Raw genomic sequence first — 22,629 nt, 5'->3', positions numbered from 1 at the left:
TCTCGGGGAATCGGAATGGCAGACCAAGGCAGCAATCAGGAAAGCAAGGCCCGTCCGGGCCAGCGCCGGATCGCGCAATGGACGCGCGACTATGCGCGGCTGCCCGGAATCCCTGACGAATATATCGGTCAGGACGGCGCACCCCGTGCGGCGTGGAGCCGTTTCTTCGATGCCTTCGCCGCATTGTCGCCAGCCGATATCGAGCGCCGCTTCGCCTCCGCCGACCGGCATCTGCGCGAGGCCGGCGTCACCTATCGCGCGCCCGGCGAGACCGCCGACCGACTTTGGCCGCTCAGCCATTTGCCGCTCATCATCGACGAGGCCGATTGGCAGCAACTGACCGCGGGCATCGCCCAACGCGCCCAATTGTTCGAAATGGTGCTGCGCGATCTCTATGGCGAGGGCCGGCTGGTCACCGATGGCGCGGTGCCCGCGGCTGCGATTGCCGGCAGCAACGAATATCTGCGCGCGGTTTGCGGCGTCAAACCGCCGGGCAACCGTTATTTGCATTTCTATGCGGCCGATGTCGGCCGCGGCCCCGATGGGCGCTGGTGGGTGCTCAACGACCGCACACAGGCGCCGTCCGGTGCGGGCTACGCGCTGGAAAATCGCCTGGTGCTGTCGCGCGCCTTTTCCAACCTCTACAAGTCGATGAATGTCGAGCGCGTGGCGCCGTTCTTCGAGGCATTCCGGGATTCACTGCGCGCCAGCGCCGACCGCGACGAGCCGCGGATCGGGTTGCTGACGCCGGGCGCCTTCAGCGAGACCTATTTCGAACACGCCACCCTGGCGCGTTATCTCGGCTTTCTCCTGGTCGAGGGCGACGATCTCGCCGTCAGCGGCGACCGCATCTACATCCGCACCGTCGCCGGCCTGAAGCGGCTCGACGTGCTGCTGCGCCGGGTCGATTCGAATTTTCTCGACCCGCTCGAACTCGATGCGTCGTCGCATCTCGGCGTGCCCGGCCTGGTCGACGTGCTGCGCAAGAACGGCGTCGTCGTCGCCAACATGCCGGGCTCCGGCGTATTGGAGGCGAGGGCGCTGCTCGGGTTCCTGCCGAGCCTGTGCCGGCGGCTGCTCGGTGAGAATCCGATCATGCCGCACATCGCGACATGGTGGTGCGGGCAGAAAGCCGCGCGCGAGGAAGTGTTGTCGCGGCTCGAAGATTTTGCGATCGAGGGCGCTTACGGCCGGGCCGTTCCTGGGTTTTCCAGTCATGGCCCCGTGCTCGCGGGCGAGTTGGAGCCCGCCGAACGCGACCGGCTCAGGCAGGCGATCACCGATCGCGGCATTGATTATGTCGGCCAGGAACTGGTGCGGCTGTCGACGACGCCGGTGTGGGAGCAGGGCCGGATCACGCCGCGTCCGTTCGTACTGCGGGTGTTTGCCGCGGCAACGCCCCAGGGCTGGACCATTCTGCCCGGCGGCTTCTGCCGGATCGCTGACGAGCCCGATGCCCGTGCAGTATCGATGGGCGATGGCGCGCGATCGGCGGATGTCTGGGTGGTGTCCGACAAGGCGGTATCGGCTTCGACGCTGCTGCCTGGAGTCGACACCGTGCGCATCAGGCGGATCGCGGGCGTGGTGCCCAGCCGGGCCGCGGACAATCTGTTCTGGCTCGGCCGCTATCTCGAGCGCGCCGAGGCGACGCTGCGGCTGATCCGCGCGCTCGGCGCGCCGATGCGCGACCCTGCCAAGGGATCGTCGACCGCGCTGCCCTCGGTCGAGCGCATCCAGCGGCTTCTGGTGACCTGGGGCGCGACCTCGCAGGCGACGCGGACCAACCCCGCAAGGGTGGTCGCCGAGGCGCTGCAGAGCCCGGACAAATTCGGCTCGGCCCTGTCACTGGCAAAATCGGCGCAGCGTACCGCGAGTTCGTTGCGCGAGCGGCTTTCCGCCCGACGCCTGGCAGATCATCACCGAGATGGTGGAGCGTCTCGCCTTGCAGGTCGACGACGACGACAGCGTCGTCAGCGCCGCCGAACTGACGTTGCAGGAACTGGCAAGCCTTGCAGGCTTGGCGCAGGAAAACATGAATCGCGCCGCCGGCTGGCGCTTCCTCGACATGGGCCGCCGTGTCGAGCGCGCCATCAACACCGCGCGGTTCGCGCGGCAGTTCGCCTATGACGAAGCCGGCGAGGAAGACCTCGATGTGCTGCTGACGCTGGTCGATTGTCAGATCACCTATCGTTCGCGCTATCTGGTCGGCCCGGCGCTGGCGCCGGTGCGCGATCTTGCGGTGCTCGATCCCTATAATCCGCGCTCGGTGGCGTTTCAGGTCGCCGCCCTCAACGACCACATCGCCGCCCTCCCGAGCCTGAAGGAGCACGGCCTGATCGAGCGGCCGCAGCGGCTGGCGGTGGCGTTGCAGGCGACGCTGACGACGTCGGAAGCGGCTGCGTTGGACGTCAAAACCCTGTTCGCGCTGGAGCAGGACCTGCTCAACCTCGCCGACGCCATCGGCCTGCATTACTTTCCGCACGGACCCAATGCGAGCCGGCCGGAGAAGCTCACGGGCCTCGCGTGATCTACGACATCCGTCACGTCACGAGCTATAGTTACGAAAGCCCGGTGAATTTTGCGCGGTGCTCGCTGCGGCTGGAGCCTCGGAGCGGAGACGGGCAGCAATTGATCTCTCATTCGGTCGAGATCCGGCCGCGGCCTGCGGACCGCACCGTGCGGCGCGATTTTTTCGGTACCCATACCGAGAGCATTTTGATCGAAACCGCGCATCGCAATTTGCGGATCGATTCCCGCTCGCGCGTTTCGGTGTCACGCAAGGCGTTCGACCGCGCCGCGCCTAGCCCGTCATGGGAGGATATCCGCGACGTGGCGTTCGAGGCCGCCAGTCTCGGCCCTGCTTCGCCGGTCGGCTATGTCTTTGCCAGCGCGCTGGTGCCGGTGCAGGCGTCGGTCACCGCCTATGCGGTAGCGAGTTTCGCGCCGGGCGGCGGCATTCTTTCAGGTGCGGCCGATTTGATGCGCCGCATCCGCAACGATTTCAGGTACGACCCGAAGGCCACGGTGATCTCGACGCCGCTCCGGGAGGTGTTCGAGAAGCGCCACGGCGTGTGCCAGGATTTTGCCCATGTGATGATTGCGGGTTTGCGCGGGCTGGGTCTGCCCGCGGCCTATGTCAGCGGTTACTTGCGCACCGTTCCGCCGCCCGGGCAGCCGCGCCTGCAGGGCGCCGACGCCACCCATGCCTGGGTGTCGGTCTGGTGCGGCGCCGAACTCGGCTGGGTCGGGTTCGATCCGACCAACGACATCATGATCGAGAACGATCACATCATTCTGGCAATCGGGCGCGACTTCTCCGATGTCTCGCCGGTCGACGGCATCATTGTCGGCTCGCGCAAGCAGAAGCTTGGCGTGGCCGTGGACGTGATCCCGGTGGACTGAGGCTCGATCAGGTCCCGGTCCTGCGCGCTTGTTCGGACGAATCCGCGCGCAGGTTGCGGAAGAACTTTTCGACCTCGCGGGACAGCGTCTCGGCGGTAGCCGTCAGTTCGCTGGATGCGGTGAGGACGGACGCCGCGGCCGTGCTGGTCGTGCCGATGGCGTCGCTGAGCGAGCCGATATTGACCACCAGCGTGCCGTTGCCCTGCGCCGCCAATTGCGCGTTCGACGATATCTCGCGGGTCGCCGAATCCTGCTGCTCGATCGCGCTGGCGATGATGGAAGTCACCTCGTTGATGTCGCGCACGGCGTTGCCGATCTCGCGAACTGCTTCGACGGAGGTTTTGGTCGACGTCTGGATCAAGCCGACGTTCTGGCCGATTTCGGCGGTCGCCTTGGCGGTCTGCTCGGCGAGCGCCTTGACCTCATGAGCGACCACGGCGAAGCCGCGGCCGGCGTCGCCGGCGCGTGCGGCCTCGATCGTCGCGTTGAGCGCCAGCAGATTGGTCTGCTCGGCGATCGCCTGGATCAGGCTGAGCACGCCGTCGATGCGCTGGGTCGCGGCGGCAAGCCCTTCGATTTCGGCGACCGATTTCTCGGTGCGCTGGCCCGCCTGCTCGACGGCGCTGGCCGATTGCCGCACCTGGCGGCCGATTTCCTCGACCGAGGCTGAGAGCTCTTCGGCTGCGCTGGCGACGGCGGAAACGTTGCTGGAAGCCTGCTCGGTGGCGCTGGAGGCGGCAACGGCGCGTCCGCTGGCGTCGGATGACACGCTGGCGATGGTCTGTGCGGTGCCGCGCATCGAGGTCGCATTGTCGGTGACCGCGCGCAGCACGCCGCCGATTGCTTCCCGGAAGGCGTCGACCGAGGCTTCGATGTGGCGGGTGCGCTCGTCGCGCGCTTTTGAATCCTCTACCACCTGCGAATTGAGGTTGCGGTTGCGATCCATCGCTTCCTGGAAAATCTTGATCGCACGGGCGAGTGCGCCGATTTCGTCGGAGCGGCCGGTGTGCGGCACCTCGACGCCTTCCGCGCCGTCGGCGACCTGCTTGATGGTCGCGGTGATCACCGAAAGCGGCCGCGCGATCGAGCGGGCGATGATCAGCACGCCGATAACAACCACCGCCAGCGCCATGACGCCGAGGCAGGTCAGCACAAAGGCCATCGTGTGGTTGGTATCGGTCTGCTGCGCCAGCCGCTTGCTGCGTTCGGCATAGACCTTGGAAAGGGCTTCCAGATCCTTGTTCAGCGCGGTGCGCACCTGGCGGTTGGCATCGTTGTCGCCCCATTCGCGGCCCGCAGCCCCGTTGATCTCGACGCCGCGGCGAACCAGCTCCTTGCGGAAGTCGACGAACTGCTCGATGCGCTTCTTGAAGATGGCGAACTGCTGGGCATCGTCAGCTTGCACCAGCGACTGCCAGTTCTTGACGACCTCGAGAATGCGTTCGTTGAACTTCAGCAGCCCGTCGCCGTATTTCTTCACGACGGCAGGCTCGGTCGACATGTAGACGCCGCGGGATTCCATCACGACCGCATAGACCAGCGAATTGATGCGCTCGACGTTGAGCGCGGCGCGGCTGGCGGTCGAGACCGCTTCGGTTAGCTCGGCATTCTGGCGGGTGTTGTAGTCGGACAAGACGGTGATGGCGGCGACGAGCAGGGCGAACAGCGCGAAGATCGAGTACAACTTGGCTGCTAGCGAAAACCGGGATGCCATGGTGCCACCAAAAATAAGTACGGGATTTACAATTCAGCCACATCGGCACGCCGGAATGGTTTCCAGCGATTGCCTTCGGCATAGGCAAAGTGTGCTGAATTTTGATGGAGATTGTCTTAACGCGCGAAACTCATGGAACTGCAACTTTGTCGAGATAATCGAGTAATTTCAGATGATTACTAAGTTGCGGCAAGTTACGGCGCCGGGAAAATTCGGCAGCCTCCCGCGACTGTAACGGGCTCTGGTATGCCTGTGCAATTGGAGGTCGTTCTATTTTAGGGGCCGACCCAGGCGCCGCGCCCGCCTGCCGCTGGCAATCGGGAATCTTCTCCCGAAGGCAGCCGGCGTTGGCAATCCAATTGTGGATCGAATCAAGCTAGACAGAGAGCACGAGGACGGAACGTGTCGATTTCGTCTTGCCCGGGCGGCAAGCGCGCAATCCTGAAGGCCATCGCCGGAATCGTCGCGGGACGCCCGTTGAAGGCGCAGCGCGGGTTTGATGATGCGCGAGAACGGGGACTTAATGGCTCAAAGTGCTGCCTTGCCGGGCAACGTCGACCTCTATCTTCACGTCCGCGTACTGATCGCCATCATCCTCGGGCTCAGCATCACGCGGCTGGTCAGCGGCGTCGCGGCATTGATCCAGCATCCCGGCCGTTCCCCGACCTGGTCTGTTCATCTGGGCTGGGTCGCCTGGGCGCTTCTGAACGTGGTCACGTTCTGGTGGTGGGAGTTTCGGCTGAGCTTCGTCCAGCACTGGACGTTTGCCCTTTACATCTTCGTCTGCGTTTACGCGTCGATGTATTATTTCCTGAGCGCCCTGCTTTTCCCTCAGGATCTCGACGAATATCAGGGTTACCAGGATTACTTTCTCTCCCGCCGCCGCTGGTTCTTTGGCTTTGTGGCCCTGACAGAAGCGCTCGATGTGGTCGACACCTTGATAAAGGGCGACGCCCATTTGCAATCGCTGGGACTGGAATATCTGCCGCGGATCGGAATATTCATACTGTTGTGCGCGGTGGCCGCGACAACGCGTAATCCCAGGTTCCATGCGCTGTTCGTGTTCGCCGCGTTCGTTTATGAGCTAAGCTTTTTCGCTCGCTACTACGCTACGCTGAACTGAGCAGAGAGGCGGGTCGGCCGGAGCGCACGCCGCCCTCAAGAAAATCCTCTTCCGCACGGTCACGCGCGTGATGATAGGATAGCGGAGTAACTGAGCGGGACGGGTGCAGGAAAGTCAGCATGGTCTATCGTCAGATCATCGGTGCCACCTCCTATGTGTTCGCCGATTTGCGCGAGCTGCTCGCCAAGGCGACGCCGCCGCGGTCCGGCGACCGGCTTGCCGGCGTCGCGGCCGAAAGCGCGGAACAAATGATCGCGGCGCGGATGGTGCTCGCCGACGTGCCGCTCAAGCAATTCCTCAACGAGGCGGTGATCCCTTACGAGGACGACGAGGTCACCCGGCTGATCCTCGATACCCATGCGGCGCAGGCTTTTGCGCCGATTTCCGCGCTGACCGTCGGCGGCTTCCGCGACTGGCTGTTGTCCGATGCCGCAACCGGCGAAACGCTGGCGAAGGTCTCGCGCGGGATCACGCCGGAAATGGCCGCCGGCGTCTCCAAGCTGATGCGCAACCAGGATCTGATCCTGATCGCGAAGAAGTGCGCGGTGACGTCGGCGTTTCGCAACACCATCGGCCTGAAGGGGCGGATGAGCGTGCGGCTGCAGCCCAACCATCCCTTCGACGACGCCAAGGGCATTACCGCTTCGATCCTCGACGGCATCCTGCTGGGATCGGGCGACGCCTGCATCGGCATCAATCCGGCCAGCGACGATCCGGCCGTGATCGGCGAACTGCTGCGGCTGCTCGACGGCATCATCTCGCGGCTGCAGATTCCGACGCAGGGCTGCGTACTCACCCACGTGACCACGACGCTCGGATTGATCGGGCAGGGCGCGCCGGTCGATCTGGTATTCCAGTCGATCGCGGGAACGGAGGCCGCCAACCGCAGCTTTGGCGTCGATCTCGCGCTGCTGCGCGAGGCGCGTGAGGCCGGGCTGTCGCTCCACCGCGGCACGGTCGGCGATAATGTGATGTATTTCGAGACCGGGCAGGGCTCGGCGCTGTCGGCCAACGCCCATCACAATGTCGACCAGCAGACTCTCGAGGCGCGCGCCTATGCCGTGGCACGCGCGTTCGATCCGCTGCTCGTCAACAGCGTCGTCGGCTTCATCGGTCCGGAATATCTCTATGACGGCAAGGAAATCATCCGCGCCGGCCTGGAGGATCATTTCTGCGGCAAGCTGCTCGGCCTGCCGCTCGGCGTCGACGTCTGCTACACCAACCATGCCGAGGCCGATCAGGACGACATGGACAATCTCTTGACGCTGCTGGCCGCCGCCGGCGTCACCTTCATCATGGGCGTGCCGGGCGCCGACGACGTCATGCTGAACTACCAGTCGACCTCGTTCCACGACGCGCTGTATATCCGCGACCTCTTCGGGTTGAAGCGGGCGCCGGAGTTCGACGATTGGCTGGTTCGCTCGGGCCTCGCGGACGGCGATTTCCGGCTTGCGGGCAGTGCGGGTCTGCTGCCCGAATTTGCCGCGCGGCTGATCGCCTGAGCGCCGGGACGCCGGCTCGCAGCCCTGCGGCCTACGACCCACAGATTTTCCTGCAACCAATTGAACCCACAAAGAGTTAGAACCCACAACCGGTTAGAATTGAGTGTCACAATGTTGAAGAATTTCTGGCCCAACTTTCAATGTCGTGCTTAAATTCATGTAAGCCTTGAGGAATTTTGATGAGAGCTGAAGGCATCGGAACGGTACGGCGTATCCTGTGCGTCTTCCCGCGCTATACCTCCTCTTTTGGTACATTCGAATACGCCTATCCCCTGACCGATGGCGTCCAGGCGTTCATGCCGCCGCAGGGCCTGTTGCTGATCGCGGCCTATCTCCCGGAGAACTGGCCGGTCCGCTTCATCGACGAGAACATTCGTCCCGCCACCAAAGAAGATTTCGAGTGGGCGGAGGTGGTGTTCGTCAGCGGGATGCACATCCAGCGCCAGCAGATGAACGACATCTGCCGCCGCGCGCACGCCTTCGACCTCGCGGTGGCGATCGGCGGACCGTCGGTGAGCGCGTGCCCGGATTACTATCCCTCGTTCGACTATCTCCATGTCGGCGAACTCGGCGACGCCACCAATGAGCTGATCGCGCGTCTGGCGCGCGACCCGTCGCGCCCCGCGCAGCAGGTGGTGTTGACGACCAAGGATCGGTTGGCGATGACCGAGTTTCCGATTCCGGCCTACGAGCTGGCGGAAGCGAGGAAGTATCTGCTCGGCAGCATCCAGTATTCGAGCGGTTGCCCCTATCAGTGCGAATTCTGCGACATCCCCGGCCTCTATGGCCGCAACCCGCGCCTGAAGACGCCGCAGCAAATCGTTGCCGAACTGGACAGGCTGCGCGAATGCGGCATGACCGACACGATCTATTTCGTCGACGATAATTTCATCGGCAACCGCAAGGCGGCGCTGGATCTGCTGCCGCACCTTGTCGAATGGCAGAAGCGAACCGGCTACATCACGCGGCTCGCCTGCGAGGCGACGCTCAACATCGCCAAGCGGCCTGAAATCCTCACGCTGATGCGCGAGGCGATGTTCGTCACCGTATTCTGCGGCATCGAGACGCCCGATCCCGACGCGCTGCACGCGATGCACAAGGACCACAACATGATGGTCCCGATCCAGGAAGGCATCCACACCATCAACTCCTACGGCATGGAGGTCGTCTCCGGCATCATCATGGGGCTGGATACCGACAAGCCGGGGACTGCCGACGCGCTACTCAAGTTCGTCGATGAATCGCAGATTCCGCTGCTGACGATCAACCTGCTGCAGGCGCTGCCGAAGACGCCGCTTTGGGACCGGTTGGAGCGCGAGGGCCGGCTGGTCAACGACGACGACAGCCGCGACTCCAACGTTGAATTCCTGATGCCCTACGACCAGGTCATCAATTCCTGGAAGCGGTGCATGGAAATCGCCTACCAGCCGGAGAAGCTGTACGCGCGCTACCAGTATCAATGCGACTACACCTACGCGCAGCGGATCAAGGTGCCGGTGGCGCCCGAGCAGAAGAGCTGGGCCAACATCAAGCGCGCCCTGATCATGCTTCGGAATATCTTCTGGCAGGTCGGCGTGCTCGGCGACTACCGAAAAGTGTTCTGGAAGTTCGCGCTGGGACGGCTTCGTCGCGGCGATATCGAGGGGCTGATCGGCTCGGCGACGATTGCGCATCACCTGATCGAATTTGCGCGCGCCGCAACCAGCGGCCGGCAGAACGCATCGAATTATTCGATCCGGCTGCGCGAGGCCTCGGTCCCTGCCGAGTAAAGCCCATGAAAACGCCGGCGCCGCCGTCCCGCTCGCTTGAGGCCTTGCGGGAGCTGACGCCGGCGCGTGTCGGGCTCGGCCGCTCCGGCGCGAGCCTGCCGACCGACGCACTGCTTGCCTTCATGCTCGACCACGCGCGTGCGCGCGATGCCGTTCACACAGCTTTCGATGCGCCGCATCTGGTTGCCGGATTGGCCGGCCTCGGCCTGCAGGTTAGCGAGGTTTCCAGCCAGGCGCAGAACCGGCGCGACTATCTGCGCCGTCCCGATCTCGGACGCATGCTGGATACGGATTCGCGGCGCGCGCTGGAAAGGCAAAGCGGCAGCGCGAGCGAGATTGTGGTCGTGATCGGCGACGGGCTGTCGCCGGCGGCCGTCAATGTCCACGCCGTCGAACTGGTTCGCCATCTGGCCCCGCGCCTGACGGAGGCGGGAATCTCGTTGGGGCATGTCGTGGTCGCATCGGGCGCGCGGGTGGCGCTGGGCGACGAGATCGGCGCCGTGCTCGGCGCGCGGATGCTGGTGATGCTGATCGGCGAACGGCCCGGCCTGTCGGCGCCCGACAGCCTTGGCGCCTATCTCACCTTTGCGCCGCGCATCGGCCTCACCGATGAGAAGCGCAATTGCGTGTCCAACATCCACGGTGCGGGGCTGAGCTACGATGAAGCCGCCTTCAAGATCGCGTGGCTGGTGCGCGAAGGCATCGCGCGCCAGGTCACCGGCGTAGCGCTGAAGGACGAAAGCGGAACCGCGCTGATCGCTGCCAGGCCGATCGATTGAGTCCGAAACGGATCGACACGCGGCCGAGCGGTGCGTCACTTCCGGTGCGGTTTTCTTGTGTGCGCCGCATCCCGAAAAATTGACCGGAGGTGGCCGCGCCGGGCCATCGCGACCGACGTTGGCGTTAACCGCCAGCGGGGGCTCCGGCAGGTGTGGCAAATCAGAGACTTAACGCGCATTTTCGTCACCTTCGTGTCGATTTGCCCCGCCGCGCGCGCTTGCCGGATGGGGTTCGGCCCTGTAAAACGGCGCCGATTAATTTACCGCGTGATTTCAATGGCTAGCGCCGATCGGATGGGGCTGGCAAAGCCGCATTCGCGCCACCAAACTGCATAAAACCAAGCTGCACAACAGGCCGACGTGAGAACTGGACAGGGTATGCTCGACAAGAACTCCGAAAGTCGCGTCCACGTCGCAGCCATCGAGGAGCCGCCGCCGGGCAAGAGCATCGCCTTCGGACTCGAGCGAATGGGGCTCATTGCGGTCAAGGCGCCGATCCTGTCGATGATCGTTCTCGCCGCGCTGATTGTGGCTGCGCTGTTCGGCATCGAGCGGATCAAGATCGACGACTCGCTGAGCCAGCTGTTCCGTTCCGATTCCAAGGACTACAAGCAATACGAGGCCGTGACCAAGCGCTTCCCGGCGACCGAATTCGACGTACTCGTCGTGGTCGAGGGCAAGACGCTCATGGCCCGCGAGAACCTCGAAAAGATCCGCGACATGGTCACCGACCTGCAACTGGTCGAGGGCGTGCGTGGTCTGGTCTCGCTGTTTTCGGCGCGCCAGGCGCCGGAGCCCGGCAAGCTGCCGGCCGCGCTGTTCCCGCCCGAGCTGCCGCAAGGCGCCGCCTACGACAAGTTCGTCGAGACCGTCAAAACCAACGAGATCATTCGCGGCAAGCTGTTGTCGGAGGACGGCACGCTGGCGCTGATCGTGCTGTCGCTGGAACCGAAGGTGGTTTCCTCAAACGATCTCGGCAAGGTGGTCGGCGAAATGCGCAAGATCATGGCCGAAGATTTGTCGGGCAGCGGTCTCAACGCCCAGCTCTCCGGCGTTCCCGTCATGCAGCTCGAGATCCGCAACGCGGTCAAGCGCGACGGGCTGACCTACAACATCCTTGGCATTCTGGCCGGCTGCATCATCGCGATCATCTTCTTTCGCAAGATATCGTTCATGGTGGTTGCGGCCTTTCCGCCGATCATCGCGATCCTGCTCGCGCTCGGCGGCCTCGGCTGGGCCGGTTTCAATCTCAACATGTTCCTGAACGTGATGACGCCGCTCATCATGGTGATAAGCTTCTCCGACTCGATGCAGTTGACGTTCGCGGCGCGTGACCGCCTGATCGCGGGCCAGGACAAGCTCACCGCCTTCACCAATGCCGTGCTGGTGGTGGGCCCGGCCTGCGTGCTGACCCACGGCACCGCCGGCATCTCGTTCATCGCCCTGCAATTCTCCGATTCCGAACTGATCCGAAAGTTCGGCGAGGCTGGACTTGCCGCGACCATCATCGCGCTGATCGCGGTGCTCTCGCTGGTACCGGTGTTCGGCGTACTGTTCGTCCGCAACGAGAAGATTTTTGCCGTCAAGTTCCAGAGCGCGGATGCGGGCGTGCAGGCGCTGCGCAACTTCTGCTACTGGATCGCGGTGCGCATGGTTGGCCGCCCCGGGCTGTTTAGCCTGCTCGCGTTGCTGCTCGTCGGCGGCCTCGGCTTCATCTACGCCACGCTGGAGCCGCGCTATCGGCTCGCCGATCAGGTGCCGGACAAGCGGCAGGCGGTGGCGGCGTCGAGCCGCCTCGACGCCAAGCTCACCGGCGCCAATCCGATCGACGTGCTGATCGAATTCCCCAAGGGCGCCTCGCTCTATGCGCCGGATACGTTGAAGACGATCGCCGAAGTTCACGCCATGGTCGAGAAATCGGCCGGCGTCGGCAACGTCTGGTCGCTCGAAACCCTGCGCCGCTGGCTCGCCGAGAAAGCCGGCAGCAGCGACGTCGAAACGCTGAAGCAATATGTCAGCGTTATCCCCGAACATCTGGTCCGTCGCTTCATCTCGGCCGATCAGGATGCGGTGGTGGTTTCGGGGCGTGTTCCCGACCTCGATGCCAGCGAAATCCTTCCCGTCGTCGACAAGCTCGACAAGGCGCTCGACAAGGTGAGGGCCGAGCATCCCGGCTTCGAAATCGCGGTCACCGGCCTGTCGGCGATCGCGGCGCGCAACAGCGCCAACATGATCGACAAGCTCAACCACGGCCTGACGATTGAATTCCTCATAGTTGCGATCTTCATCGGATTGGCGTTCCGATCGGTCGTGGTGATGTTCTCCTGTATCCTGCCCGGCATTTTCCCTGTCGTGGCATCGGGCACGGTGCTGTGGATATTGGGCGAGGGGCTGCAATTCGCCAGCGTGGTCGCGCTGACGGTGTCGTTCGGTCTCGGCTTGAGCGCCACCATCCACTTCCTCAACCGGCTGCGGCTGGAGAGCAAGCCCGGCGTCGGCTCGGCGCTGGCGGTCGAGCGCGCCACCGTGCTGGTCGGCCCGGCGCTGATCCTGACCACGGTGGTGCTGGCCTGCGGCCTCGTCGTCACCGTGTTCTCCGACCTGCCGTCGCTGCGGCTGTTCGGCTGGCTTAGCGCGTTCTCGATGATCGCAGCGCTGGTGGCAGATCTTTTCATCCTGCGGCCGACCTCGATGTTCCTGATCAATCTGTCGGAAAAGATCCGCGGCGTCAGTCACGCCAAGCCGGCGGAGTAACAAACCGCTACTGAAAACAAGGGCTGCCGGCCAACGGCAGCCGAGAGGGGCCGAGGAATGACGTCTGCAGGATTAGCTGTTCGCCCTGCGGCCGACGCGGCCGCCTACCGTGCGGTCGAGCACATCTATCATTCCTATCTCACCGGGCTGATCCTGATGCTTGCGTCGCGGGCGGGCGCGCCGCGCGCGGCCGAGGTGGTGTTCCGCACCTTTCGGCGGCAGCAACTGGCGCGCTTCCTTCCCGGATTGAAGAAGCTCGGCCTCGACCAGCTTCCGCATGCGGTGGCGTGCGCGAAATATCATTATCTGTCGAACCAGGTCGGCGGCGTGAAGGTCGAGTATGTCTACGAGAGCGACACCAAGGCCTGGGTGCGCTATCCGCCGCCGCGCTGGATCTGGTCCGGCACTGCGATCTGCGGCATCCCTTCCGAAGTCTCGCGGGCGATGCTGCGCGGATGGCACGCCAATAACGGCGTCGTGCTCGGCAATCCCAGGCTCGGCTTCGTCTGTACGGGACAGACCGTCGACGGCCAGCCGGGGCTGGAAGGTTACTACAAGGAGTGGGCTCACGATCTCGCGCCCGAGGAGCGGCTGCAGTTTTCGCCCGGCGAGCGCTGTCCGCCGTTCCAGGCTGATCTCGCGCCGCGCCTTCCCGCGAACACATGGCCGGAGGAGCGGCTGCAGAAGGTGCTTCGCAATTATGCGATGGAGTACGTCACCTCGATCGTGCCGGAAACGATCGCCGTGCTCGGCCCGGAGGAGGGCGGCCATCTCGCCGGCGCCGCGGCGCGGCTCGTCGGGATGCACACCTTCGATAAGGTTGCCCGGCTGTTGGGCGGCGTGGAAGCGGGCGCGGCCGGTTTCGCCAACGCCTTCGCCCGGCTGGCCCGCGGGCAGGACGACGACGCGGAGTTGCAGCTGGAAGGCTCAGCCGCGACCGTGCGCCAGACGTCGTGGCGCCTGATGGCGGAACGCGAGGCGCTGTCGCCTCAAGTGTTCGATGCCTGGAACGAATTGTGGGTGGGGGCAGCACTTGCGCATGATCGCTTCATGCGCGTCGAAGTGACGCAACGCCGTGACCGCGGCGACCCCTGCTGGCGCTGGAAATTCGGCTGATCAAAATGAAAAGGCAGCGCCGGGGCGCTGCCATTCACACTGTTTCAAAGGGGCAGCCTCAGCTCTTCGTCATCGTGATCTTGACGCCGCGGATTTCGCCCTTGGAGTCGATCTGTACGCTCTGCTTGTTGCCGTTAGTCTTCAAATTCAGGTTCGCGGCGAATCCAGAAGCCTCGACGAACACCTCGATCTGGCCGCCGCCCGCGGTACCCTGCAGATTGCCGAAGATATTCCGGCTCTTTTCGCTCCAGTTGCCGGAGATGCGTTCGCCCTGGCTGGTGACGTCGCTCGACAGGTCGAACTTGTAGCTGTCGCTGGCGCAGTGCAGATTTTGCTTCAGGCCGAGCCCGTTGGCGTTGACCTTGTAGTCGGCCTTGCAGCGGATGTTCTCGGTGGTGCCGTTGGAGAGCGCGACTGTGCCGGTGCCGCTCCAGTTTCCGTCAAAGCCGGCGAACGGGCCTCCCGCCTGGGCGTGGCCGGCGGTGGCCGATAACAAGAGCGCGGCGCCGACGCCGGCCGCTGCGAGAGCCTGACCGAGCAAGCTGGAACCAAGCAGTTTCATCGTGAGTTTTCCCATAAAATAGACGCTTCTCTTGCAAGATACGTCTCGCCGCATCGAAGATTTAGTATTCCCGCAGTATCTTAGGTTCAAATGACAGAGTGCGGTTTCCGGCGATCTCGGCACGAAAAAGTGCACAGTCGGCCGAGTGGAATGGAAGCATTCAAACCGACTCCGTCGGCGCAGCATCTAGCTTTGCATCGCATCGTCTGCAACAACCAATTGTCGGCAAAGTGTGGCAGAAATACACGTTAAGTATCAGTCGGTTATTAAAGGTGCTTGGGTCGCCGAAAAGGTCGCCGTAAATTTGTCCGCATTTACCATGCTTGTCATTCGTTCGTTGCTGCGTTACGCGGCGCGCCTGCCATCCAAACAAATCTGTTCCGGCGCAGATTGAGGAACAGGATTTCTTGCTGCCGAAATGAAGGAATACGATGCGTAAATTTCTCCTCGCACTCACCCTGTTGTCGGTCTCGGCTTCGTCCGGAGCCTTCGCCCAGCAGCAACGCAGCGGAACGCCGGAGGAACAGAAGGCCTGCACCCGCGACGTGCAGAAGTTCTGCCGTCCCGTGATCGACCAGGGCGATTTCACTATCCTGGCGTGTCTGAAGGAACATCGTTCCAAGATCAGCACCGCCTGCGATCAGGTCCTCAAGAGCAACGGTCAATAAGGCGCGGCCAGCGTCCGTTAACCCTCGCGGAATAGCCATTTTCAGCTCTATGACGCGCGTCACGGGCGGGGCTAATCAGCCCATATAGCATTGGTTTTGGCGACGTATTCCCCTATATGGGGCTCGCGATCTCCTCGCATGCGCTGAAGCATCGGCGCATGCGGCCAATCCCGATTGATGTAGCCAGTTCTTGATGACCACCGCGAGCGATCTGCGATCCGGAAAGACCCACCGCGACGAGAATTTTCCAGTCGCGTCGTGGATCATTCATCCGCGTCACCGGGCGCTGATCCTCTCGTTCTATAATTTCGTCAGGACGGCCGACGATATCGCCGACCACACGACACTCGGCGCGGACGAGAAGCTGCGTTATCTCGACCTGCTCGAGGCCGAATTGCTGGGCAAGGGCGACACGCAACCGGAGGCGGTCAGCCTGCGCCGCGCTTTTGCCGAGCGCGCCATGGCGCCGCGCCACGCGCTCGACGTGCTGGTCGCGTTCCGGATGGACGTCACCAAGCTGCGCTACGAGAACTGGGACGACGTCATTCATTATTGCCGCTATTCGGCCATGCCGGTCGGCCGCTTCATGCTCGACGTCCATGGCGAGAGCACTTCGACCTGGGCCGCGTCAGACGCGCTGTGCGCGGGACTGCAGATCAACAACCATTTGCAGGATTGCGCCAAGGACTACAAAAATCTCAACCGCGTCTACCTGCCGCGCGATGCGCTGGCCGCCAGCGGCGCCACCGTCGAGATGCTCGGCGAGGCGAAGTCGCAGCCGGCGCTGCTGCAAGGCCTGCAGGCGCTCGCGGTGCGCACCGAAACCCTGCTCAATGAAAGCAAGTCGCTGAGCGCCGAGGTGAAGGATTTCCGGCTCGGGCTCGAGATTGCCGTGATCCAGGCCTTTGCCGACAAGATCGTCGGCATGCTGAAGGTGCGCGATCCCCTGAGCGAGCGGGTGCACCTGAGCAAGCCCGAATTGCTCGTGCAGAGCATCGGAGGCATGATCAGCGAAATGATCAGGCGTGCCGCCGGACGCCGTCCCCAGACAAAACCGGCGGCCGGCGCATGACGATGCAGACGGCGGCGGCCAACGCAGATTACGGCTCCACCGCGTCCGGCAGCTCGTTCTATGCCGCGATGCGTATCCTGCCGCGCAACCAGCGCGAGGCAATGTTCCAGATCTACAGCTTCTGCCGGCAGGTCGACGACATCGCCGATTCCGACGGGCCGCGGCCCGAGCGGCTGGCTGCGCTGCAACAATGGCGCGACGACATCGATGCGCTATATCACGGTCATCCGCCGCCGCGCCTGCAAGATTACGCCGCCTCGGTGAAAACCTTCGGCCTCAAGCGCGAGGATTTTCTCGCTGTGGTCGACGGCATGGAGATGGACGTGCCACAGGACATTCGTGCGCCGGATCTTGCGACCCTCGATCTCTATTGCGATCGCGTCGCCAGCGCCGTCGGGCGGCTGTCGGTCAGGGTGTTCGGCATGCCCGAGGAAGACGGCATCCTGCTCGCCCACCATCTCGGCCGCGCGCTCCAATTGACCAACATCCTGCGCGACATCGACGAAGACGCCGGCCTCGGCCGGCTCTATCTGCCGCGCGAAGGCCTGCTGCTCGCCGGCATCACCAGCGACAATCCGCAGAAGGTGACTGCCGATCGCGCACTTCCCAAGGTTTGCCTGCCGCTGGCCGAGCGGGCGAAAAAGCATTTCGAAAAGGCCGATGAGATCATGAAACGCAATTCGCGCCGCGTGGTGCGCGCGCCGCGGATCATGTCGAAATATTACCGCGCGATCCTGGACCTGTTGCTGGCCCGGGGCTTTGCCGCCCCGCGCGAGCCGGTCCGCGTCCACAAATGGGCGAAGATCGCCATCCTTCTCCGTTACGCGATCATCTGATGCAGAAAAACGCTCATATTATCGGCGCTGGCATTTCCGGCCTTTCGGCCGCCGTGCGGCTGGCCAACGCCAATTACCGGGTGCATGTCCACGAGGCCACGCAGCAGATCGGCGGCCGTTGCCGGTCCTATTTCGACGCGGCCACCAATCTCACCATCGACAACGGCAACCATTTGCTGTTGTCCGGCAACCGGCATGCGCTGGCCTATGCCAGATCGATCGGCACCGAGGCGGGGCTGGTCGGGCCGAAGGCTGCGCAGTTTCCCTTCGTCGACATCATGACCGGCCAGCGCTGGCAGCTCGATCTCGGCGACGGCAAATTGCCGCTATGGGTGTTCGACGAGGCGCGCCGTGTCCCCGATACCAAGCTGCTCGATTATCTCGCATTGGCGCCGCTGGTCTGGGCAGGCACCGGAAAGCTGGTCGGCGATACGATCCCCTGCAAAGGTACGCTGTACCAGCGGCTGGTGCAGCCGCTGCTGCTGGCCGCGCTCAATGTCGATCCGCCCGAGGGCTCCGCGGGGTTGGCCGGCGCGATCGTGCGGGAAACGTTGCTGGCGGGCGGCCAGGCCTGCCGGCCGCTGATCGCGCGCGACGGCTTGAGCGCGGTACTGGTCGACCCGGCGATCAAGCTGTTGCAGGACAAGGGCGCCTCGGTCCAACTCGGCCATGAGCTGCGCGAATTCGCGACGACAGGCAACGCCGTCGGCGAACTGAAATTCGGCAGCGACGCGATTGCGCTCGGCCCCGACGACGTCGTGGTGCTGGCGGTGCCGCCGCGCCCGGCCGCGGGTCTGTTGCCGGGCCTGAAGACGCCGTCGAAATTCCGCGCCATCGTCAATGCGCATTTTCGCTTCGATCCGCCCCGCGATGCCGCGCCGATCCTCGGCGTGGTCGGTGGCCTCGTGGAATGGTTGTTCGCATTCCCGCAGCGGCTGTCGGTCACCATCAGCAATGGCGACCGGCTTGTCGACATGCCGCGCGAAGAACTCGCGCTGGCGATCTGGCGGGATGTCTGCAAGGCCGCCGGCCTGCAGGGCGACCTGCCGTTGCCGCCATGGCAGATCGTGCGCGAGCGTCGCGCGACGTTCGAGGCTACGCCGGAGCAGAACGCGCTACGCCCGGGGGCGGTGACATCATTCAATAACCTGTTTCTCGCCGGCGACTGGACTGATACGGGATTGCCGGCAACCATCGAAGGATCGGTGCGGTCGGGTGACCGCGCCGCCGATCTGGTTCTGGCGAGGCCTTGAGGCCTGACAGGAGTTGCGTGACCGGCTTCACAGAGCCCGCGCGTGAATAGAGGGATGCTGGCGATATGCTTTCCGTAGACAAAACTATTGCAGGCGACCCCATCGCGACAGTCGACCCCGTCGCGACAGTCGACCCCGTCGCGCTGGAGAAGAGCATCTCGTCAGCGACCGAGGCGCTGCTCGGCTATCGGCAATCGGATGGACACTTTGTGTTCGAGCTGGAAGCCGACAGCACGATCCCGGCCGAGTACATCCTGCTGCGCCACTATCTCGCCGAGCCCGTCGACAGCGCGCTCGAAGCCAAGATCGCGAACTATCTGCGCCGCACCCAAGGCAATCACGGCGGCTGGCCGCTGGTGCAGGACGGCCCGTTCGACATGAGCGCGAGCGTCAAATCCTATTTCGCGCTGAAGATGATCGGCGATTCCATCGATGCGCCGCACATGGTGCGTGCGCGCGAAGCGATCCACAGCCACGGCGGCGCGGCCCGCGTCAACGTCTTCACGCGCTTTCTGCTGGCCTTCTACGGCGTGTTGAGCTGGCGCGCGGTGCCGGTGTTGCCGGTCGAGATAATGCTGCTGCCGATGTGGTCGCCGTTCCATATCAACAAGATTTCCTACTGGGCGCGCACCACGATTGTGCCGCTGATGGTGATGGCGGCGTTGAAGCCTTTGGCGAAGAATCCCAAGGGCGTCGGCGTCGACGAGTTGTTCCTGCAGGATCCCAAGTCGGTCGGAATGACGCCGAAGGCGCCGCACCAGAGCTGGGGCTGGTTCACGCTGTTCAGCACGCTCGACAGGATCCTGCGGGTCATTGAGCCGCTGTTTCCGAAAAAGCTGCGGCAGCGCGCGATCGATGCGGCGCTCGCTTTCACCGAAGAGAGGCTCAACGGCGAAGACGGCATGGGCGCGATCTATCCGCCGATGGCCAACATCGTCATGATGTATGACGCGCTCGGCAAGGGGCCGGATTTTCCGCCGCGTGCGGTTACCCGCAAGGGCATCGAGAAGCTGCTCGTGATCGGCGAGCACGAGGCCTATTGCCAGCCCTGTGTCTCTCCGGTGTGGGACACCGCGCTGACCTGCCACGCGCTGGCGGAAGCCGGCGGCGAAGACACGATCAAGAAGATGGAGCAGGGCCTGGATTGGCTGAAGCCGAGGCAGGTGCTCGATCTCAAGGGCGACTGGGCGGCGAAGGCGCCTGATGTGCGTCCGGGCGGCTGGGCGTTCCAGTACAACAACGACTATTATCCCGATCTCGACGACACCGCTGTGGTCGTGATGGCGATGGACCGCGCGCGGCGAGCGTCCGGCAGCAAGGAATACGACACCGCCATTGCGCGCGGCGCCGCGAGTGGATCGAGGGCCTGCAGAGCCGCGATGGCGGCTGGGCCGCCTTCGATGTCAACAACCTCGAATATTACCTCAACAACATCCCGTTCTCCGACCACGGCGCGCTGCTCGACCCGCCGACCGAGGACGTCACCGCGCGCTGCATCTCGATGCTGGCGCAACTTGGCGAGACCGCACAAACCAGCAAGGCGGTTGCGGACGGGATCGCCTATTTGCGCCGCACCCAGCTCGCGGAAGGGTCATGGTACGGCCGCTGGGGTCTCAACTACATCTACGGAACCTGGTCGGTGCTGTGTGCGCTCAACGCCGCAGGCGTCGACCACCATGACCCGATGATGCGCAAGGCTGTGGACTGGCTGGTCTCGATCCAGAACAGGGATGGCGGCTGGGGCGAGGATGCCGTCAGTTATCGGCTGGACTACAAGGGATTCGAGGACGCCCCGTCGACCTCCTCGCAAACGGCATGGGCCTTGCTTGGACTGATGGCGGCCGGCGAGGTCGAGAGCCCGGCAATCGTGCGGGGTGTGGAGTACCTAAAAGCCACACAGACGGAGAAAGGGCTCTGGGACGAGGCGCGCTACACGGCTACGGGCTTTCCGAGGGTGTTTTATTTGCGTTATCATGGCTACTCGAAGTTCTTTCCGCTCTGGGCGCTGGCGCGGTATCGGAATTTGAAGAGCACCAACAGCAGGGTGGTAGGGGTCGGGATGTGACTGGGGCGGGGGCCGCCGCGATCGTGGACAATTCGGTTGATCGCAACTCGAATGATCCGCGGCCGGTTTTGATCGTAACAGGATTGGTGCAGGAGGCCCGCATTGCGGCCGGCCCCGGCATGATCGTCATCTGCAGTTCCAGTGACCCGCAGCAATTGCGCGCATTGCTGGCAACGCTGGATTCCACTACTTTCAGGGGTGTCATTTCGTTCGGCGTCGCCGGCGGGCTGGATCCGTCGCTGAAGTCCGGCGACGTGGTGGTAGCGACCGAGGTTATGGCCGGCGACACCCGTTTTCTGGCTGGTCTGGCGTTGAATGAGGAGTTGATCGCCCGTGCGGCACTTCGTCGCCGGCGCGTGGTCCGCGGTGGCTTGGCCGGCGTTGAACAGGTGATTGCGGCGGCCGCCTGCAAGGCCGCGCTGCATTCGGAGACGGGCGCGGCAGCGGTTGATATGGAAAGCCATATTGCTGCGGCCTATGCGGCCAAGGCTGGCTTGCCGTTCGCCGCATTACGGGTCATCTCCGATCCTGCGAGCCGGGCGCTTCCGGCGCTGGCCAAGAGCGCCATCAAGCCGAATGGCGACATCGACCTCCGCAAGGTGCTGCGCGGGGTTGCGCGCAATCCCACCTCGCTGCGCGCGCTGGTCTCGACGGGAATCGATTTCAACCGCGCGTTGCGCTCCCTGCGCGGCTGCCGCGGCTTCCTGCACGGCGAGAGCCTCGCTGCCGCGGAGATCTGATCCGCGCACGTATCCGGCTTTTGAATTTTCGAAGGCGTCAAACAAAAAAAGGGCCTCGGTTCACGCAAGAACCGAGGCCCTGATCTTTTCGCTTATCCCGCTCAGGCGGCGGTGGAGGCTTTTTCCTGCTGCTTCGCGGCGGCGGCAGCCGCCTCGTCGCGGCGGATTTCCGAGAGCTTCTTCTGAACCTGTTCGGAGAAGATGTACTGCGCCGGGCGCTGCTGGGAGAGATCGATCTCCGGCGCCATCGGACCGGTGGTCCGGACACCGCGCAGCGCGACCCACATCGCCTTCAGCGGATTGACCAGCGCGGCGTTGGCGGCCGTCGGCTCGTAGCCGCAATGCGCCATGCAGTCGGCGCACTTTTCATACTTGCCGGTGCCGTAGGTTTCCCAGTCCGTGGTCTCCATCAATTCCTTGAAGGTCTTGGTGTAGCCTTCGCCGAGCAGGTAGCACGGCTTCTGCCAGCCGAAGATGTTGCGCGCCGGCATGCCCCACGGCGTGCATTCGTAAGACTGGTTGCCGGCCAGGAAGTCGAGGAACAGGCCGGAATGCATGAAATTCCACTTCTTGCCCTTGCCGAGCGCGAACACGTCGCGGAACAGCTTCTTGGTCTTGGTGCGGTTGAGGAAGTGTTCCTGGTCCGGCGCGCGCTCATAGGCGTAGCCCGGCGACATCGAGACGCCGACACCGAGCTCGGTGGTGAAGTCGAGGAATTTTGCGATCTCTTCCGCCGGATGGCCGTCGAAGATCGTGGCGTTGACGTTGACGGTAAAGCCGCGCGCCTTCGCGGCCTTGATCGCGGAAACCGCGCGGTCGAACACGCCCTTCTGCGACACTGCCTTGTCGTGATGGTCCTTGAGGCCGTCGAGATGCACCGAGAAGAACAGATAGGGTGAGGGCTCGAACAGGTCGAGCTTCTTCTCCAGCAGCAGCGCGTTGGTGCAGAGCGAGACGAATTTCTTGCGCGCCACGAGGCCGCGCACGATCTCGCCGATCTCCTTGTGGATCAGCGGCTCGCCGCCGGGGATCGCCACCATCGGCGCGCCGCATTCATCGGCCGCATCCCAGCATTCCTGCGCCGACATGCGGCGATTGAGGATCGCGTCGGGATAGTCGATCTTGCCGCAGCCAACGCAGGCGAGGTTGCAGCGGAACAACGGCTCAAGCATCAGCACGAGCGGATAGCGCTTCCGGCCAAGCAACTTCTGCTTGATCAGATAGCCGCCGATACGCATTTCCTTGAAGAACGGTATTGCCATTTGAGAGATTTT

The 22,629-nt window shown here is 63.8% G+C and carries 15 protein-coding genes and 2 pseudogenes; 14 read left to right on the top strand and 3 right to left on the bottom strand.

What is annotated here, in order from left to right; translation table 11 throughout:
• The first annotated feature begins 15 nt into the window (after positions 1–15).
• Both V1293_RS12080 and V1293_RS12070 read left to right on the top strand, forming a co-directional pair.
• Positions 16–2,527, top strand: a pseudogene (locus V1293_RS12080) (circularly permuted type 2 ATP-grasp protein).
• Positions 2,524–3,402: a transglutaminase family protein gene (locus V1293_RS12070; RefSeq protein WP_334509704.1), complete on the top strand. Its 879-nt coding sequence runs from the start codon at positions 2,524–2,526 to the stop codon at positions 3,400–3,402. Before V1293_RS12080 ends, V1293_RS12070 begins: the two are co-directional and overlap by 4 nt.
• Before the next feature lie 7 nt (positions 3,403–3,409).
• On the opposite strand, the gene V1293_RS12065 is transcribed toward V1293_RS12070, so the two are convergent.
• On the bottom strand, positions 3,410–5,116 hold the full coding sequence (locus tag V1293_RS12065) for a methyl-accepting chemotaxis protein (protein WP_334509702.1): 1,707 nt from the start codon (positions 5,114–5,116) through the stop codon (positions 3,410–3,412).
• A gap of 499 nt (positions 5,117–5,615) precedes the next feature.
• On the opposite strand from V1293_RS12065, the gene V1293_RS12060 reads away from it, so the two are divergent.
• From V1293_RS12060 to V1293_RS12035, 6 genes are all read left to right on the top strand, one after another.
• Positions 5,616–6,239 carry a hypothetical protein gene (locus tag V1293_RS12060; protein WP_334509700.1) on the top strand — a complete coding sequence of 208 codons (624 nt, stop codon included), beginning with the start codon at positions 5,616–5,618 and terminating at the stop codon, positions 6,237–6,239.
• Between the two features lie 119 nt (positions 6,240–6,358).
• A complete protein-coding gene (locus V1293_RS12055) occupies positions 6,359–7,741 on the top strand; it encodes an ethanolamine ammonia-lyase subunit EutB (protein WP_334509698.1) in 1,383 nt (460 codons plus the stop codon).
• Between the two features lie 179 nt (positions 7,742–7,920).
• Positions 7,921–9,510 (top strand): B12-binding domain-containing radical SAM protein, encoded by a 1,590-nt coding sequence (locus tag V1293_RS12050; RefSeq protein WP_334509696.1) that lies wholly within the window; start codon positions 7,921–7,923, stop codon positions 9,508–9,510.
• Positions 9,511–9,515: 5 nt separating this feature from the next.
• Positions 9,516–10,289: an ethanolamine ammonia-lyase subunit EutC gene (eutC, locus tag V1293_RS12045; RefSeq protein ID WP_334509694.1), complete on the top strand. Its 774-nt coding sequence runs from the start codon at positions 9,516–9,518 to the stop codon at positions 10,287–10,289.
• Between the two features lie 378 nt (positions 10,290–10,667).
• Positions 10,668–13,043, top strand: a complete 2,376-nt coding sequence (locus tag V1293_RS12040; RefSeq protein WP_334509692.1) for an efflux RND transporter permease subunit — start codon at positions 10,668–10,670, stop codon at positions 13,041–13,043.
• A 57-nt stretch (positions 13,044–13,100) separates the two neighbouring features.
• A complete protein-coding gene (locus V1293_RS12035; protein ID WP_334509690.1) occupies positions 13,101–14,159 on the top strand; it encodes a hypothetical protein in 1,059 nt (352 codons plus the stop codon).
• Between the two features lie 58 nt (positions 14,160–14,217).
• Here the strand turns inward: V1293_RS12035 and V1293_RS12030 are convergent, their stop codons facing one another.
• On the bottom strand, positions 14,218–14,721 hold the full coding sequence (locus V1293_RS12030) for a hypothetical protein (protein WP_334509688.1): 504 nt from the start codon (positions 14,719–14,721) through the stop codon (positions 14,218–14,220).
• Positions 14,722–15,152: 431 nt separating this feature from the next.
• Between V1293_RS12030 and V1293_RS12025 the strand changes: the two genes are divergently transcribed.
• The 6 genes and pseudogenes from V1293_RS12025 (at position 15,153) to V1293_RS12000 (ending at position 21,355) form a co-directional block, all read left to right on the top strand.
• Positions 15,153–15,389: a cysteine rich repeat-containing protein gene (locus V1293_RS12025; RefSeq protein ID WP_334509686.1), complete on the top strand. Its 237-nt coding sequence runs from the start codon at positions 15,153–15,155 to the stop codon at positions 15,387–15,389.
• A gap of 193 nt (positions 15,390–15,582) precedes the next feature.
• Positions 15,583–16,461 carry a squalene synthase HpnC gene (hpnC, locus tag V1293_RS12020; protein ID WP_334509684.1) on the top strand — a complete coding sequence of 293 codons (879 nt, stop codon included), beginning with the start codon at positions 15,583–15,585 and terminating at the stop codon, positions 16,459–16,461.
• Positions 16,458–17,297: a presqualene diphosphate synthase HpnD gene (gene hpnD / locus V1293_RS12015; protein WP_334509682.1), complete on the top strand. Its 840-nt coding sequence runs from the start codon at positions 16,458–16,460 to the stop codon at positions 17,295–17,297. Before hpnC ends, hpnD begins: the two co-directional genes overlap by 4 nt.
• Positions 17,297–18,550, top strand: a complete 1,254-nt coding sequence (gene hpnE, locus V1293_RS12010) for a hydroxysqualene dehydroxylase HpnE (RefSeq protein WP_334509680.1) — start codon at positions 17,297–17,299, stop codon at positions 18,548–18,550. The genes hpnD and hpnE overlap by 1 nt, the downstream gene beginning before the upstream one ends.
• Before the next feature lie 65 nt (positions 18,551–18,615).
• A pseudogene (gene shc, locus V1293_RS12005) lies at positions 18,616–20,615 on the top strand (squalene--hopene cyclase).
• A gap of 23 nt (positions 20,616–20,638) precedes the next feature.
• The gene (locus tag V1293_RS12000) at positions 20,639–21,355 is read left to right on the top strand and encodes a phosphorylase (RefSeq protein WP_334516706.1); all 717 of its coding nucleotides are present in this window, start codon (positions 20,639–20,641) and stop codon (positions 21,353–21,355) included.
• A 101-nt stretch (positions 21,356–21,456) separates the two neighbouring features.
• Here V1293_RS12000 and hpnH read toward each other — a convergent pair whose 3' ends face one another.
• The gene (gene hpnH / locus V1293_RS11995; RefSeq protein WP_334509678.1) at positions 21,457–22,617 is read right to left on the bottom strand and encodes an adenosyl-hopene transferase HpnH; all 1,161 of its coding nucleotides are present in this window, start codon (positions 22,615–22,617) and stop codon (positions 21,457–21,459) included.
• Positions 22,618–22,629 lie beyond the last annotated feature (12 nt).

Source organism: Bradyrhizobium sp. AZCC 1693 (assembly GCF_036924745.1).
Taxonomy (GTDB): domain Bacteria; phylum Pseudomonadota; class Alphaproteobacteria; order Rhizobiales; family Xanthobacteraceae; genus Bradyrhizobium.
The sequence above is the reverse complement of the archived record's forward strand: the minus strand, read 5'-3'. Positions and strand labels throughout refer to the sequence as shown.

What these genes read in the sequence shown, in the direction of transcription:
- hpnE (WP_334509680.1), top strand. Translation starts at nt 17,297, where the DNA reads ATGCAGAAAAACGCTCATATTATCGGCGCTGGCATTTCCGGCCTTTCG.
- V1293_RS12030 (WP_334509688.1), bottom strand. Translation starts at nt 14,721, where the DNA reads ATGAAACTGCTTGGTTCCAGCTTGCTCGGTCAGGCTCTCGCAGCGGCC.
- V1293_RS12055 (WP_334509698.1), top strand. Translation starts at nt 6,359, where the DNA reads ATGGTCTATCGTCAGATCATCGGTGCCACCTCCTATGTGTTCGCCGAT.
- hpnC (WP_334509684.1), top strand. Translation starts at nt 15,583, where the DNA reads ATGACCACCGCGAGCGATCTGCGATCCGGAAAGACCCACCGCGACGAG.
- hpnD (WP_334509682.1), top strand. Translation starts at nt 16,458, where the DNA reads ATGACGATGCAGACGGCGGCGGCCAACGCAGATTACGGCTCCACCGCG.
- V1293_RS12035 (WP_334509690.1), top strand. Translation starts at nt 13,101, where the DNA reads ATGACGTCTGCAGGATTAGCTGTTCGCCCTGCGGCCGACGCGGCCGCC.
- hpnH (WP_334509678.1), bottom strand. Translation starts at nt 22,617, where the DNA reads ATGGCAATACCGTTCTTCAAGGAAATGCGTATCGGCGGCTATCTGATC.
- eutC (WP_334509694.1), top strand. Translation starts at nt 9,516, where the DNA reads ATGAAAACGCCGGCGCCGCCGTCCCGCTCGCTTGAGGCCTTGCGGGAG.
- V1293_RS12065 (WP_334509702.1), bottom strand. Translation starts at nt 5,116, where the DNA reads ATGGCATCCCGGTTTTCGCTAGCAGCCAAGTTGTACTCGATCTTCGCG.
- V1293_RS12025 (WP_334509686.1), top strand. Translation starts at nt 15,153, where the DNA reads ATGCGTAAATTTCTCCTCGCACTCACCCTGTTGTCGGTCTCGGCTTCG.
- V1293_RS12050 (WP_334509696.1), top strand. Translation starts at nt 7,921, where the DNA reads ATGAGAGCTGAAGGCATCGGAACGGTACGGCGTATCCTGTGCGTCTTC.
- V1293_RS12040 (WP_334509692.1), top strand. Translation starts at nt 10,668, where the DNA reads ATGCTCGACAAGAACTCCGAAAGTCGCGTCCACGTCGCAGCCATCGAG.
- V1293_RS12060 (WP_334509700.1), top strand. Translation starts at nt 5,616, where the DNA reads ATGATGCGCGAGAACGGGGACTTAATGGCTCAAAGTGCTGCCTTGCCG.